11 protein-coding genes are annotated in these 14777 nt (G+C 68.5%); 10 read left to right on the top strand and 1 reads right to left on the bottom strand.

What is annotated here, in order from left to right; all coding sequences use genetic code 11:
* The first annotated feature begins 9 nt into the window (after positions 1–9).
* The 10 genes from EHO50_RS39510 to EHO50_RS39465 all read left to right on the top strand — a co-directional run bounded on the left by EHO50_RS39510 (position 10) and on the right by EHO50_RS39465 (position 12571).
* Complete coding sequence (locus EHO50_RS39510) at positions 10–2013, top strand: pectinesterase family protein (RefSeq protein ID WP_128436674.1); 2004 nt, start codon at positions 10–12, stop codon at positions 2011–2013.
* An 82-nt stretch (positions 2014–2095) separates the two neighbouring features.
* Positions 2096–3445: an ABC transporter substrate-binding protein gene (locus EHO50_RS39505; protein WP_128436673.1), complete on the top strand. Its 1350-nt coding sequence runs from the start codon at positions 2096–2098 to the stop codon at positions 3443–3445.
* A 151-nt stretch (positions 3446–3596) separates the two neighbouring features.
* Entirely contained in the window at positions 3597–4391 is a 795-nt protein-coding gene (locus EHO50_RS39500; RefSeq protein ID WP_128436705.1) for a rhamnogalacturonan acetylesterase, read from the top strand.
* A gap of 31 nt (positions 4392–4422) precedes the next feature.
* Positions 4423–5736 carry a pectate lyase family protein gene (locus EHO50_RS39495; RefSeq protein WP_128436672.1) on the top strand — a complete coding sequence of 438 codons (1314 nt, stop codon included), beginning with the start codon at positions 4423–4425 and terminating at the stop codon, positions 5734–5736.
* Between the two features lie 169 nt (positions 5737–5905).
* Positions 5906–7039 carry a pectinesterase family protein gene (locus EHO50_RS39490; protein ID WP_128436671.1) on the top strand — a complete coding sequence of 378 codons (1134 nt, stop codon included), beginning with the start codon at positions 5906–5908 and terminating at the stop codon, positions 7037–7039.
* 1 nt (position 7040) lies between these two features.
* The gene (locus EHO50_RS39485; protein ID WP_128436670.1) at positions 7041–8066 is read left to right on the top strand and encodes a pectinesterase family protein; all 1026 of its coding nucleotides are present in this window, start codon (positions 7041–7043) and stop codon (positions 8064–8066) included.
* Entirely contained in the window at positions 8059–9327 is a 1269-nt protein-coding gene (locus EHO50_RS39480; protein WP_128436669.1) for a pectate lyase family protein, read from the top strand. Before EHO50_RS39485 ends, EHO50_RS39480 begins: the two co-directional genes overlap by 8 nt.
* Positions 9320–10480 carry a dienelactone hydrolase family protein gene (locus EHO50_RS39475; protein WP_128436668.1) on the top strand — a complete coding sequence of 387 codons (1161 nt, stop codon included), beginning with the start codon at positions 9320–9322 and terminating at the stop codon, positions 10478–10480. The genes EHO50_RS39480 and EHO50_RS39475 overlap by 8 nt, the downstream gene beginning before the upstream one ends.
* A 50-nt stretch (positions 10481–10530) precedes the next feature.
* Positions 10531–11643 carry a right-handed parallel beta-helix repeat-containing protein gene (locus EHO50_RS39470; protein ID WP_128436667.1) on the top strand — a complete coding sequence of 371 codons (1113 nt, stop codon included), beginning with the start codon at positions 10531–10533 and terminating at the stop codon, positions 11641–11643.
* A 130-nt stretch (positions 11644–11773) separates the two neighbouring features.
* The gene (locus EHO50_RS39465; RefSeq protein ID WP_128436666.1) at positions 11774–12571 is read left to right on the top strand and encodes an HAD family acid phosphatase; all 798 of its coding nucleotides are present in this window, start codon (positions 11774–11776) and stop codon (positions 12569–12571) included.
* A gap of 3 nt (positions 12572–12574) precedes the next feature.
* On the opposite strand, the gene EHO50_RS39460 is transcribed toward EHO50_RS39465, so the two are convergent.
* Complete coding sequence (locus EHO50_RS39460) at positions 12575–14773, bottom strand: glycoside hydrolase family 43 protein (RefSeq protein WP_128436665.1); 2199 nt, start codon at positions 14771–14773, stop codon at positions 12575–12577.
* Positions 14774–14777: the final 4 nt, after the last annotated feature.

Genomic DNA, 14777 nt, shown 5'->3' with positions numbered 1-14777 from the left:
GGAGCCGCAATGACGCACCTCCATGGCAAGCGCTTGCCGAGACCGGGGTACGGCAGGGTCGTGGCCACCGTGCTCGGACTGGTGGCCGCCCTGTGCCTCGGGGCGGTAGGCGAGGCGCAGGCCGTCGGCCCTGCTCCGACCGCTGCCGCCACTGCCCCGACCGACTCGTCCGCCGATCGCTGGACCGATCAGCCGCACGGCTTCGCCTCGCTGGCCGGTGGGACCACCGGCGGCGCGGGCGGCAAGGTCGTGACCGTCACCGACCAGGCCTCACTCGCGAAGTACGCGGCGGCCGAGGAGCCGTACGTCATCCGGGTGTCGGGGGCGATCGCCGTCGAGCCCTTCGGCTCGGACATCGTCGTGACCTCGAACAAGACCGTCATCGGCGTCGGGGACACCGGAGAGATCGTCCACGGGGAGCTGCACCTCAACCCCGGTACGAGCAATGTCATCATCCGCAACCTGACGATCCGCGACTCCTATGTCGAGGGCGACTGGGACGGCAAGACCACCGACTTCGACGCCATCCAGATGGACACCGTCGACCACGTCTGGATCGACCACAACCGCCTCACGCACATGGGCGACGGACTGCTCGACATCCGCAAGGACAGCCGCTACATCACCGTCTCCTACAACCAGTTCACCAGCCACAACAAGGCCTTCGGGATCGGCTGGACCACCAACGTCCAGACCGAGATCACGATCGACCACAACTGGTTCACGGGAACGAAGCAACGCAATCCGTCCGCCGACAACTGCGCCTACGCCCACCTCTACAACAACTACCTCTCGGCGCAGGTGTCCGACGGCGACCCGACGTGGACGTACGGGAACTGGTCGCGCGGACAGACCAAGATGGTCATCGAGAACAGCTACTACGACGGAGTCCAGCATCCCTACCAGGCCGACGCCACCGCCCAGTTGGTGCAGCGCGGCTCGATCCTGAAGAACGTCAGCGGGCGGCAGGACGCGTGGGGGACGGCCTTCGATCCGCGCGAGTTCTACGACTACCGGCTCGATGCGGCCGCCGCCGTACCGGCGTTGGTGAAGAAGTTCTCCGGACCGCAGAAGCGGATCGGCGTGACCCTGCACGTCCCGGCCGACTACCCGACCGTGCAGGCCGCCGTGGACGCCGTGCCCGACGGCAACGCCGTGCCGGTCACGATCGCGGTGGCTCCGGGGACGTACCGCGCCAAGGTCTACATCCCCGCGACCAAGCCGAACATCGTGCTGCGGGGGACTGGACACGACCGGTCCGACACCGTCATCGTCTTCGACACGCCTGCCGCGTACGGCGGTTCGACGGGGAGCGCGACGGTCCGGATCGCCGCGAACGACGTCACCGCCCGCAACCTCACCTTCAGCAACGACTTCGACGAGGCCGCGGTCGAGCTGAACGGCGAGCAGGCCCTCGCCATGAAGACCACCGGTGACCGGATCGTCTTCGAGGACACCGCCTTCCTGGGCAACCAGGACACCCTGATGACCGACAGCCCCAAGCTGGACGTGATCAACCGGGTCTACATCCGCGACTCGTACATCGAGGGCGACGTCGACTTCGTGTACGGGCGGGCGACCACCGTCATCGAGCGGTCGGTCGTCCGGGCGCTGAGCCGGGGCTCGGACACCAACAACGGGTACATCACGGCCGCTTCGACCTGGACCGGCAACCCGTACGGGTTCCTGATCACCGGGTCGAAGATCGTGAGCGACGCGCCGGCCGGGACCTTCCACCTGGGGCGGCCGTGGCATCCGGGCGGGGAGCCGAACGCCGTCGCGCAGGTGCTGATCAGGGACACCTGGCTGCCCGCCGCGATCAAGTCCTCTCCGTGGACCGACATGAGCGGCTTCTCGTGGAAGGACGCGCGCTTCACCGAGTACCGCAACTTCGGTCCGGGCGCGGCCGTGACCGCGGACCGGCCGCAGATGAGCGCGGACGAGGCGCGGGTCCACACCGTCGCCGACTACCTCCGGGGCACGGACGGCTGGGCGCCGTACGCGCGCCACTGAGACCCCCACAACTGCATATCTCCTACTCGATCCAGAAGCGTTTGATCCAGCAGTGTTTGATCCAGAAGAAGAGAGCCGACCAATGAAGATCAGCATTCGCAGAAGCAGGCGCGCCGCCGTGGCCGTCGCTCTGGGCTCCGTCCTGGCCCTGACCGCCACCGCCTGCGGTGACGACGGCAGCGGCGCCGGCGGCGACAAGGGCGAAGAGGGCAGCGGCAAGGGCGAGATCGTCTTCTGGGACAACAACGGCGGTGTCCGCACCGACATCTGGAAGGAGGTCATCGCCGACTTCGAGAAGGCGAACCCCGACATCAAGGTCGAGTACGTCGGGATCCCGTCCACCGACTACCAGTCCAAGGTGGACACCGCCATCCAGGGCGGCGGCCTGCCGGACGTCGGTGGCGTCGGCGCGGCGATGCTCGCCGGGTTCGCCGCGCAGAACGCGCTGGAGCCGCTGGACGACCGGCTGGCCAAGTCCTCCCTGAACGGCAAGCTCAACGAGGACATGGTCACCTCGCTGAAGGCCGCGGGCGGCGGGGACGACAAGCTGTACTCGATCCCGACCTCCGCGAACAACGGTGTGCTGTACTACCGCACCGATCTGTTCAAGAAGGCCGGGCTGGACGAGCCGACCACCTGGGACAAGTTCTACGCGGCCGCGGAGAAGCTGACCGACGCCAAGAAGAACGAGTTCGGATACACCATCCGTGGTGGCGCCGGTTCCATCGCCCAGGCGCTGGACGCGATGTACGGGCAGTCCGGGATCACGTCCTTCTGGGACGCGAGCGGTGCGAAGACGACCGTCAACGACCCGAAGAACGTGGCCGCGTTGGAGAAGTACGCCGCGCTCTTCAAGAAGGTCACTCCGGCCGCCGACCTGAACAACGACTTCACCAAGATGGTCGCCCAGTGGGATTCCGGCACGATCGGGATGCTGAACCACAACCTGGGGTCGTACCAGGACCATGTGAAGGCGCTGGGGACGGAGAAGTTCCGGGGCATTCCGCAGCCGGTCGGCTCCGCCGGTAAGCGGGTCCAGGTGTCCAACCCGGTTGACGGGATCGGCCTCTTCAAGAGCTCCAAGAACAAGGAGGCCGCCTGGAAGTTCATCGAGTTCGCCCTCTCGCACGACGAGAACTCGAAGTTCAACGAGTCGGCGGGGCAGGTGCCGGCGAACAACGACGCCGCCAAGGATGCGTGGATCTCCAAGGCCGAGCCCACGAAGCTGGCTGCCGCCGCGCTGACTGACGGTTCTACGACGATCGTGCAGCTGCCGTACTACCTGCCTGACTGGAACACCATCTCCAAGGCCGACAACGAGCCGAACTTCCAGAAGGTGCTGAACGGGGACATGAGCGCCAAGGAGTTCCTGGACACGATGGCTGACCAGCTGAACAAGGCTCAGGCTGAGTGGGAGGAAAGGAACGGCTAGGAGCTCGGTGGCTTCTCTGCGCGGCCGGCCGCGGGTTGTGTGTGGCTGGTCGCGCAGTTCCCCGCGCCCCTGGGTACGTTGCCGCTCCCGCGTTTGAAAGGCACCGCCGAACGAACCTACCCCAGTAGCTCTGTTGAGAAAGGCACCCCTCGTGTCGCTCACCCGCAGACAGGTAACCCTGGCGGCCGTGGCCGCCGCCCCGCTCGCCCTCGCGGCCACCGGTACCGCCCAAGCAGCGCAGCGCCCTCGCACCCTCTACATCGCCGGTGATTCCACCGCCGCCCAGAAATACGCCGACGCCGCCCCCGAGACCGGGTGGGGTATGGCGCTCCCCTTCTTTCTGCACAAGGATCGGCCCGTTTCCAATCACGCGGTGAACGGGCGCAGTTCGAAGAGCTTTGTGGATGAAGGGCGGCTCGACGTCATTCTCCAGGCCATTCGCCCCGGGGACTTCCTTCTCGTCCAGTTCGCCCACAACGACGAGAAGGCCGCCGACCCCACCCGGTACACCGAGCCCTGGACGACGTACCAGGACTATCTGCGTCTGTACATCGACGGCGCCCGTGCTCGGGGCGCCCGGCCCGTCCTCGCCACCGCCGTCGAGCGCCGGAAGTTCGACGCCGGCGGCAACGCCGTGCCGACCCACGGCGACTATCCGGCAGCGATGCGTGCGCTCGCCCAGGAGGAGCGCGTCACGTTGCTCGACATCCAGGCCCTGTCCCTCGCGTTGTGGCAGCAGCTCGGGGTCGAGGGGACGAAGACGTACTTCAACTGGACCGCCACCGAGCAGGACAACACGCACTTCAACCCGCCGGGCGCGATCGCCGTGGCGCGTCTTGTGGCGCGGGAGCTGCTGCGGACGCGGGTGCTCGGTGCGCAGGACGTGCGCCGGCTCGACGAAGAGATCCCGGAGTCCTGGATCACCTGGCCGCAGGCCGCCGCGTAACCACCCCGACCGCAGAAAAGAGAGCCGCACAATGAACGCACAGGTATGGCATGGGCATGTCATAACAAAGGCCGCGGTGCTGATCGGCTGCACCGCGCTCGTCCTCGGTCTCACCGGGACCGGTGCCCAGGCCGGGCCCCGTGACCTCGGCCGCCAGGTCCTCGGTTCGGGCGACGGCTGGGGCTCCGAGGGGGCGGGGACGACCGGGGGGTCGGCCGCCGATGCCGAGCACGTCTACACCGTCACCACCTGGGCCGAGTTCAAGGCCGCGTTGAAGGCCGGCGGCGACGCGCCCAAGATCATCAAGGTCAAGGGCATGATCGACGCCGTCTCCCAGGGCTGCGAGGCCTTCGTCACCGACGGGTACGACCTGCAGCAGTACCTCAAGGACTACGACCCGGCCGTCTACGGCAACGACAAGGTCGCCATGGGCCCGCAGGAGGACGCGCGGGTCGCCTCCGCCGCCAAGCAGGACACGGAGATCAAGGCCAACATCCCCAGCAACACCACCATCGTCGGCGTCGGCAAGAACTCCGGCATCCTCGGCGGCAGCATCCAGATCAAGGGCGTCTCGAACGTCATCCTGCGCAACCTCACCATCGAGGCCCCGCTCGACTGCTTCCCCAAGTGGGACCCGACCGACGACAACAAGACCGGCAACTGGAACTCCGAGTACGACACCGTGGTCGTCTACGGCACCGATCACGTGTGGCTCGACCACAACACGTTCACCGACGGGCGCTACCCCGACAGCGAGCGTCCGGTCTACTTCGGCAAGGTCTTCCAGCAGCACGACGGGCTGACGGACATCGTGCGCGGCTCCAACTATGTGACCGTGTCCTGGAACCGCTACGAGAACCACGACAAGAACATGCTGATCGGCAACGGCGACGGCCTGGCCACCACCGACGGCGGCAAGCTCAAGGTCACCATGCACCACAACCGCTTCGAGGGCATCCTCCAGCGCTCCCCGCGGGTGCGGTTCGGGCAGGTCGACGTCTACAACAACCACTACGTGGTGACCGAGGAGCAGAAGGACGACTACTACATCTTCGGTGTCGGCATCTCCTCGCAGCTCCACGCCAGCGACAACAGCATCTCGCTGCCGGCCGGCGCGAGCGTCGGCAAGGTGCTGAAGAAGTGGAACGAGTCGCCGCTGACCGCCGAGAACAACTACGTCAACGGCAAGCTGACGGACCTCATCGCGGTCCACAACGCCGAGATCCCGGCGGAGACCCTCCAGTCCGGCGCCGGATGGAAGCCGACCCTGCGGACGAAGGTCGACAACCCCAAGGCGCTGCCGGGGATCCTCGACCGCTGCGCGGGCGCCGGCCGCCTGCACTGACCCACGCCACCCGCACCGGGCCGGGGCGCACAGCCCCGGCCCCGCTCCACCACCCCCCACGGCGAGGAAGTACCCCGATCACCCCGATCACCCCGATCACTCGGATGACTCGGCTCACCCCGATCCCTCGGATCACCTCCGAAGAGTCGCACCGCGAAGGAGCCCCCGCATGCCCTCGCCCCACCGCCAACTACCCCTGTCCAGAAGGGGATTCCTGCTGGCAGGCGCCGCAGCTGGCACCGCCCTGGCGCTCGCGTCGGCCCCCGCCCGAGCCGTCGGCGCCCGGCCGCGCCCCTTCGGCCGGTACGGTTCACCGGCCGCCCGCCTGACCGCGCAGACCCTGTACGTCGACGCGTCCGGCCAGGGCGACTTCACCTCCGTCCGGGCCGCCGTGACCGCCGCGACCGGCAGCGGCTGGACGCTGGTCATCGCGCCGGGGACGTACCGGGAGACCGTCGCCGTCGACGTGACCCGTACGGAGATGACCTGGCTCGGCGCCGGCGACGACCCGCGTGACGTCGTCATCGTCTACGACAACGCCGCCGGCACCCCCAAGCCGGGCGGCGGAACCTACGGCACCACCGGATCCGCCACCACCACCGTGCAGGCCGCCGGCTTCACCGCCCGCCACATCACCTTCGCCAACGACTGGCTGCGCGCCGACCACCCCGGCATCTCCGGCACCCAGGCCGTCGCCATCAAGGTGCAGGGCGACCGGTCCGCGTTCCACCACTGCCGGTTCCTCGGCCACCAGGACACCCTGTACGCCGACTCGACGGCCCTGACCGTCTTCGCCCGCCAGTACTTCTCCCACTGCCATGTCGAGGGCGACGTCGACTTCGTCTTCGGCCGGGCCACGGCCGTATACGAGCACTGCCACTTCCGGACCCTGACCCGCACCGACCTGACGTCGGCCCCGTACGGCTTCGTCTTCGCGCCCTCGACGGCGGGCGCCAACCCGCTCGGGTACCTGGTGACCAGGAGCCGTGTCAGCAGCGAGGCGCCGGACGCCTACTACAAGCTGGCCCGCCCCTGGGTGCCCAGCTCCGACACCACCGCCCGCCCCTCCCTCGTCGTCCGGGACACCCACCTCGGTCCCGGCATCGACGCGGTCGCGCCCTACACCAACATGTCGGACGCCTTCCCCTGGCAGAACCAGCGCTTCGCCGAGTACCGCAACTCCGGCCCCGGCGCCGAGATCACGGTCCCCGAGAACCGGCCCCAACTCACCGACGTACAGGCCGAGTCGGCGACCCGCGCGGCCTACCTCGGGGACTGGCAGCCGTGGAAGGAGGCGTGCTGACATGCGCAGGCGCGCCTTTATCGCGGCCGGGGCGGGCCTGATCCTCGCCAGGGCCACCCCCGCCTTCGCCGCCGGGTCCCGCCGTGTCCTGCACGTGCGCCCCGGCGACTCCGTCCAGGCGGCCGTGGACGCGGTGGACGGCCCCGGCTGGACGATCGTCGTGCATCCGGGGACGTACCGTGAGGTCGTCAACGTGCCCGTCGGCAAGGCGGAGTTGACCCTGCGCGGCGCCTCCTGCGACCCGCGCGACGCCGTCATCGTCTACGACAACGCGAACGGCACGCAGAAGCCCGACGGCTCGGGAACGTACGGCACCGCGGGCTCCGCCACCTTCACCTCGGCCGCCCCCGGCCTCACCGTCCGCGATCTGACCCTCGCCAACGACTGGCTGCGCGCCGACCATCCCGACATCACCGGCACCCAGGCGGTGGCGGCGTACACGTACGGCGACCGCACCCACTTCGAGAACGTCCGGCTGCTGGCCCACCAGGACACGCTGTTCGTCGAGACGAGCGCGCTGGCCGCCTTCGACCGGCAGTACTTCCACCGTTGCTACATCGAGGGCGACGTCGACTTCGTCTTCGGCCGGGCGACCGCCGTCTTCGAGGAGTGCCACTTCCACACGCTGCGGCGGGACGTGGACTTCACCCCCAAGGGCATGGTCTTCGCACCGTCCACCGCCCGCGCCAACCCCCGCGGCATCCTCGCCGTCCGCTCCCGCATCACCTCCGGCGCCGAGGACGCGGCGTACAAGCTGGCCCGGCCGTGGGTGCCGACGTACGAGACGAGCGCCTGGCCGTCCCTCGTCGTGCGGGACACCCGGATCGGGCCCGGCATCGATCCCGTCGCGCCCTACACCAACATGCGGGAGCAGTATCCCTGGCAGACCATGCGGTTCCGGGAGTACCGCAACTCCGGCCCGGGCGCGGTGATCTCGGTTCCGGAGAACCGGCCTCAACTGACCCCCAAGGAAGCCGAGGCGCACACCAAGCGGACGTATCTCGGCGACTGGCGGCCCGGTGCGTAGGGCCGCCGCCGTCCTGCTCGCCGGTGCGTGTCTGCTCTGGGCGCCCGAGGCCTTCGCCGGCGAGCAGCGCGGCCCCGTCGGCTGGGCCGCCACCGGCCCCGGCACCACCGGCGGGGAGAGCGGCACCACCTGGACGGTGCGCACTCGCGCCGAGCTCAAGGAGGCCCTGGCCAACTCCGGCGACCCCACCGCCCCCAAGGTGATCCGGGTCGTCGGCGACGTCAACGGCCATGAGGCGGACGACGGTTCACTGCTCGGGGAGCAGGACTACGCGCCCGGGTACGACCTCGCCAGGTACATGTCCTGCTTCGGTGAGGACGGCACGACCTGGTCCGACACCCGCTACGACTACTGCAGACAGCAGCGTCAGCTCCGCCAGACCGGGTCGAACAAGGAGAAGGCGCAGATCCAGCTGACCGTGCCGAGCAACACCACGCTCGTCGGGGTCGGGGACGACGCCCGGCTCCTCGGGGTCTTCCTGACGGTCAACACCGGCACGAACATCGTCGTGCGGAACCTGCATCTCGAAGCCCCCGTCGACCACTTCACCAGCTGGTCGCCGGACGACGGCACACAGGGCAACTGGAACGCCCGCTTCGACGCGCTGACCGTCATCACCGGCAAGAACATCTGGATCGACCACTGCACCTTCACCGACGGCCGCTTCCCGGACCGCGAGGCGCCGCTCGGCTTCCACGGCGAGCATGTGCAGCGGCACGACGGCCTGCTGGACATCGAGGACGGCTCCGACTTCGTCACCGTCTCCGACAGCCGCTTCGACGACCACGACAAGGCGCTCCTCATCGGATCGGGCGACGGACGCGGCGACCGCGACCGGGGGCACCTCAAGGTGACCTTCGTCCGGAACCTGTTCACCGACATCGTGCAGCGCGGGCCCCGCGTCCGCTTCGGGCAGGTGCACGTCGTCAACAACGTGTACCGGGGGAGGGCCGAGGACACCCTCTACGCGCTCGGGGTCGGCGTGGAGTCCGCGATCTTCTCGGAGCGCAACGTCTTCAGTTACCCGAGGGGCGGGCCGTCCCTCGCCGTCGCCGCCTACGGGGGCCGGCACTTCCACGACACCGGCTCCTGGTTCAACGGTCGCCCTGCCCGGCTGAACGCGGTGGCCGGCGGCCTGGGGCTCACCGACGACGTCGGCTGGCATCCGGCCGACGTGTACGAGTACCGGCCGCTGATGTCCAGGGCGGGGGTCGAGCACTACGTCCTGGCCCATGCCGGGGCGGGGAGGCCGCATGCCTGACGCGATGGGACGCCGGACATTCGTGACAGGGGCCGCGGCAGTGGCCCTGGCAGCGGGAACCGGTGGCGCCGAGGCGGCGGCCGACCTCGTCGGCGGCAACCTCCCCGACTTCCACCAGGCCCTCAAGGCCGAGCTGACCTTCCCGCTCGCCTGGGGCACCTCACCGATCCGCGACTTCCGGGCCTGGCGGCGCGCCGCCCGCACCAAGGTCGAGGAACACCTCCTCGTCGACCGCCAGAACGGGACGCCGTACGCACCGGAGTTCACCGCAGGCCCTCAAGAGGACGGATACACAAGGGAGTTGGTCACCCTCTCCCTCAGCCGCCACGAACGCGTCCGCGCCGCCCTGCTCACCCCGCAGGGACCCGGACCCTTCCCCGCCGTCCTCCTGTTCCACGACCACGGGGCCAAGTTCGACATCGGCAAGGAGAAGCTCGTCCGGCCCTGGTACGACGACACCCGGCTCGCCTCCGCGCAGGCCTGGGCCGACAGGTACTTCAGCGGGCGGTTCATCGGCGACGAGCTGGCCCGGCGCGGCTATGTCGTCCTGTGCGCGGACGCCCTCGGCTGGGGCGACCGCGGGCCCCTCGCCTACGCCGAGCAGCAGGCCCTGGCCTCCAACTTCTACAACCTCGGCTCCTCACTCGCCGGACTGATGGCCCGCGAAGACGCCCGGGCCGCCGAATTCCTGGCGGGCCTCGAGAGGGTGGACGCACGCCGGGTCGCGGCCGTCGGGTTCTCCATGGGCGCCTACCGCGCCTGGCAGACCGCCGCGCTGACCGACGCGGTCGCGGCCACCGCCGCCGTCTGCTGGATGACCGGCCTGAAGGAAATGATGGTGCCCGGCAACAACACCCTGCGCGGGCAGTCCTCGTACTACATGCTCCACCCCGGGCTTCCCCGGTTCCTCGACTTCCCCGACGTGGCGAGCATCGCCGCACCCAGGCCGATGCTCTTCTTCGACGGCGGGCTCGACCCGCTGTTCCCCGCCGACGGCGTCCGCGTGGCGTACGACAAGCTGCGCGCCGTCTGGCACTCCCGCCATGCCGAGGAGCGGTTGCACCTGAAGACCTGGCCCGACCTCGGCCATGTCTTCGTCGACCGCATGCAGGACGAGGTCTTCGCATGGCTCGACACCGTCCTGTGCACGTGAACCATCCCCCCACCCGCACGAGCACCCGCACGAGAAAGGACCCGCTCTCCATGTCTCGTCGTACCGCACTCGCCGCCACAGCGGCCCTCACCCTGGGCGCCGGCCTGGCCGTCCTGCCCACCCAGGCCCAGGCCGCGACCGTGGTCGTCAGCAACTCCACCGACCTGTCCAACGCCATCAAGAACGCCACCGCCGGCACCGTCATCCAGGTCCGCGGCGGCACGTACTACCCGACGGCCACGCTCCAGTCCACGGCCAACGGCACCTCCTCCTCGCCGATCACACTCACCGCGTACGGCTCGGAGACCGTCAAGATCGCCGGGTCGTCGCTGCCCTCCGGCTCCTGGATCTTCAAGCTGACCGCCGACTACTGGAACGTCTCCAACATCACCTTCCAGAACTCCCCGGACAGCGCGGTCGTCTGCCAGTCCTGCACCGGCACCAACTGGAACAACATCAAGACCATCAACGGCGGCGACTCCGGCTTCACGCTCACCGGCGACGGGACCGTCAACAACACGGTCAGGAACATCGACTCCTACGGCCACTACGACGCCGCGGGCCACGGCGAGAACGCCGACGGCATCGCCGTGAAGTTCGGCTCCGGCACCGGAAACCTGATCACCGGCGCCCGCCTCTACAACAACTCGGACGACGGTCTGGACTTCTGGTCCTTCTCCTCGCCCGTCACCGTCGAGCACACGTGGGCCTTCGGCAACGGCAAGAACCGCTGGTCCGACTCCGCCTTCGCGGGCGACGGCAACGGCTACAAGCTCGGCGGCGACGGCGAGACCGTGGCCCATGTGATCAACAACTCCGCCGCCTGGGACAACGCCGGCAACGGCTTCACCGAGAACAGCAACAAGGGCGCGATCGTCATCAACCGCACCACCGCCTACGCCAACGCCAAGTGGGGGTACTACTTCGCCACCGGGGCCGCCAGGCTCGGCAAGAACCTCGCCGTGAGCAATGGCGGCGGCCAGGTGAACAAGGGCTCGTCGGTGGTCTCGGCCGGCAACAACTGGGACTCCGGGATATCGACCCCGGCGTTCAGGTCCACGGACGCATCGAGCACGTACAACGCCCGCAGTTCGAGCGGCACCCTGCCCGCGACGACGTTCCTGACGACGGGCAGCACGACCATCGGGGCGACGATGGACTGACCTGCCCGGGGGAGCGCGAGGCCCGTTCGTCCGTGACCCGTTCGTCCGTGACCCGTTCGTCCGTGAGACAGGTAAAGATCGGGCAACGGGTCTCGCGCTCATGAGGGTGACGCGCGTAGAAATCTTTGTCATGCATAAACCACTGCGTATCGCGGCCGTCACCGCCGCCTGTGCCGTCGCCGGTGCCGCCCTCTACGGCGCCGGCGCCGCCACGGCCGGACAGTCGACCGCGAACAGCACCCACGAGCCCTACAACATAGGGCTGCTGGTCAAGGACATAGACACCTACTACGGCACCACGCCCGACGCGAACGGCGTGTACCAGGCGTCCAAGGACAGCCCCTACGCCAAGGACCTGGCGAGTATCGACAAGGCCGCCCGGAAGTACATCGACAAGGCGGCCCGCAAGGCGCTGCACAAGGGCGAGAAGCCGGCCGTCGTCTTCGACATCGACGACACCCTGCTGCTCAGCCTGGACTACGAGAAGAAGACCAACTACACGTACAACAGCGCCACTTGGGCCGAGTACGTCAACAAGGCGGACCGTCCGGCCGTCTTCGGCAGCCCGGAACTGGTGCGGTACGCCGAGTCCAAGGGCGTCGAGGTCTTCTACAACTCGGGCCTGAGCGAGGCGCAGCGCTCCGCCGCCGTCGAGAACCTGAAGAAGGTCGGCGCCGATGTGAACCTCGACGCCGACCACATGTTCCTCAAGGACAAGGCGAACCCGCCGGCCTACCTCGCCGAGTGCGCCACGCCGGGCACCTGGAACTGCACGACCGTGCAGTACAAGTCCGGCACCCGGCAGCACATCGAGGACGACCTCGGCTACGAGATCATCGCCAACTTCGGCGACCAGTACAGCGACCTCGAAGGCGGCTACGCGGACCGGACGTACAAGCTGCCGAACCCGACGTACTTCGTCAGCTGAGCCTCACCGCCGTACGGGACGGATCCCCTCCAGCGTCGGCACCACCGGCTCGATCGTGCCGTCGGCCGCGAACCGCATCCGGTCGACGGTCGTCTCGCGGTGCATGCCGTCGCCGCCCGGCCTGCCGGGCCCGTTGAGGGCGAACCGGTGGTAGACGACGTACCAGTCGTCGGTGCCGGGGGCGTTGACCACCGAGTGGTGACCCGTGCCGAGGATCCCGTACTCGGGACGCTTCTGCAGGATCGTGCCCCGCTTGGTCCACGGGCCGAGCGGGGACGGTCCCGTCGCATAGGCGACGTGGTAGTTCTCGCTGCGGGTGTCGTCCTCGGACCACATGAAGTAGTACGTGCCCTTCCGCTTGATCACGAAGGAGCCCTCGCGGAAGTTGTCCGGCGTGATGTCCCGCACCTTCGACGCGTCGTACGACACCATGTCGTCGTTCAGCGGGACCACATACCCGTGCCCGTTGCCCCAGTAGAGATACGACGTCCCGTCGTCGTCCGTGAAGACAGCCGGGTCGATCATCTGGCCCTGCAGCGAACCGCCCTTCGCGACCAGCGGCTTGCCCAGCGCGTCCTTGAACGGGCCGGCCGGGGAGTCGGCCACCGCCACGCCGATCTGCTGCTCGGCGCAGAAGTAGAAGTAGTACTTGCCGTCGCGCTCGGCGATCGCCGGCGCCCAGGCGTACTTGTCGGCCCAGGAGACCTCCGGACCGAGATCCAGGATGACCCCGTGGTCCTTCCAGTGGACCAGGTCCTTCGACGAGTACGCCTTGAATTTGGTCCCGCTCCAGCCCTGGAAGCCGTCCGTCGTCGGGTAGATCCAGTACTCGCCGTCGAGGTAGTGCACGTCCGGGTCGGCGTTGAGGCCGGGCAGGGTGGGGCTGTTGGTGCGCACCGCCTCGACCGTCCAGGTGCGCTTCGTGCCGTCCGCGGCGGTCACCGTGTACTTCTGCGGCTTGCGGAAGTCGCGCCGGGTGCCGGAGGGCGGGCTGACCGTGGCGCCCGCACCGATCGCCAGCTTCGGGGCGAGGCGGGACAGGTCCGCGTCCGGCCGCATGGGGAGCACTGCCTTCGAGGCGCTCTCCGTGACGATCGCGTACCCCTTCTGGTCCTTCACGGTCGCGTCCACGACAGAGGCGGGGCTCGCGGGGTACGCGGCCAGCAGCCGGTCGTACTCCGCCTGCGTCACCGGGATCACCGTGCCGTGCCGGGGGCTGGCGGGCAGCTGGTAGTCGGTGGACGGGGTCCACTTGCCCGAGTCGAGGTCGGTCGTCTCGAAGGGGACGTAGCCGCGGCCGCCGTACTCGTCGATGAACAGGTACCACTTCTCCTCGGTGTTCGACTTGAACACCGTCGGCCCCTCGCCCCGGTCCATCGCGCCGCTGCCGACGCAGTCGGCCACGAAGTCGTACGACGTGTCGGTCAGGCTCGTCGACTTCTCCGCGGTGATGAACTTCGAGCAGGGGCTGGAGGAGCTGGGGTCCCGCTCGTCCTTGGTGTAGCGGTAGTAGGTGTCCTTGTGCTTCACCACCGTCGAGTCGATGACCGAGTAGCCGGGGTCGTCCCAGACCTTCGGCGCGCTGAAGGTGCGGAAGTCCTTCGTGGTCGCGTACAGCATCTTGTTGTACGTCGATCCGGTGTGGTCGGGGTCGTCGTCGGCGTACAGCTTCGACGCCCAGAAGACGACGAACTCACCCAGGCTGTCGTCCCAGTACGCCTCCGGCGCCCAGGTGTTGCCCGCGTTGTCGGGGGAGACCTTCACCAGGCGCTGGTCGGTCCAGTGGACCAGGTCGGTGGACTCCCAGACCATGATCGACTTGCTGCCGTGCCGCTGGACCTGGTCCCAACTGCCGCTGCTGTTCCGGTACATCCGCAGATCGGTCGCGATCATGTAGAACTTGTCGCCCTCGGGGGAGCGGATCACGAACGGGTCGCGCAGGCCCTTCTCGCCGATCGTGGAGGTGAGGACCGGCTTGCCGGCGTTCAGCTCCCGCCAGTGCAGCGGGTCGTTGCCGCGGCTGAGGGCGTAGCGGATCTGCTCGCCGTCGGCGGTGCCCTCGCCGGTGAAGTAGGCGAAGAGATAGCCGGCGTACTTGGGGTGTGTCACGGGTGGTGCTCCGGAGTTCGCGGTACCGGGCGGGGCGGTGAGAAGAGCGAGAAGCAGCGAGAGACAGGCGACTAGGAGGATTCGTGGGCGCATGTCA

The organism is Streptomyces cyaneus, assembly GCF_004028635.1.
In the GTDB taxonomy this organism is placed as follows: Bacteria; Actinomycetota; Actinomycetes; order Streptomycetales; family Streptomycetaceae; genus Streptomyces; species Streptomyces cyaneus.
Note: the sequence above shows the minus strand (reverse complement) of the source record. Positions and strands in the feature narration are given on the sequence as shown.

What these genes read in the sequence shown, in the direction of transcription:
- EHO50_RS39485 (WP_128436670.1), top strand. Translation starts at nt 7,041, where the DNA reads ATGCGCAGGCGCGCCTTTATCGCGGCCGGGGCGGGCCTGATCCTCGCC.
- EHO50_RS39490 (WP_128436671.1), top strand. Translation starts at nt 5,906, where the DNA reads ATGCCCTCGCCCCACCGCCAACTACCCCTGTCCAGAAGGGGATTCCTG.
- EHO50_RS39510 (WP_128436674.1), top strand. Translation starts at nt 10, where the DNA reads ATGACGCACCTCCATGGCAAGCGCTTGCCGAGACCGGGGTACGGCAGG.
- EHO50_RS39505 (WP_128436673.1), top strand. Translation starts at nt 2,096, where the DNA reads ATGAAGATCAGCATTCGCAGAAGCAGGCGCGCCGCCGTGGCCGTCGCT.
- EHO50_RS39465 (WP_128436666.1), top strand. Translation starts at nt 11,774, where the DNA reads ATGCATAAACCACTGCGTATCGCGGCCGTCACCGCCGCCTGTGCCGTC.
- EHO50_RS39475 (WP_128436668.1), top strand. Translation starts at nt 9,320, where the DNA reads ATGCCTGACGCGATGGGACGCCGGACATTCGTGACAGGGGCCGCGGCA.
- EHO50_RS39470 (WP_128436667.1), top strand. Translation starts at nt 10,531, where the DNA reads ATGTCTCGTCGTACCGCACTCGCCGCCACAGCGGCCCTCACCCTGGGC.
- EHO50_RS39460 (WP_128436665.1), bottom strand. Translation starts at nt 14,773, where the DNA reads ATGCGCCCACGAATCCTCCTAGTCGCCTGTCTCTCGCTGCTTCTCGCT.
- EHO50_RS39495 (WP_128436672.1), top strand. Translation starts at nt 4,423, where the DNA reads ATGAACGCACAGGTATGGCATGGGCATGTCATAACAAAGGCCGCGGTG.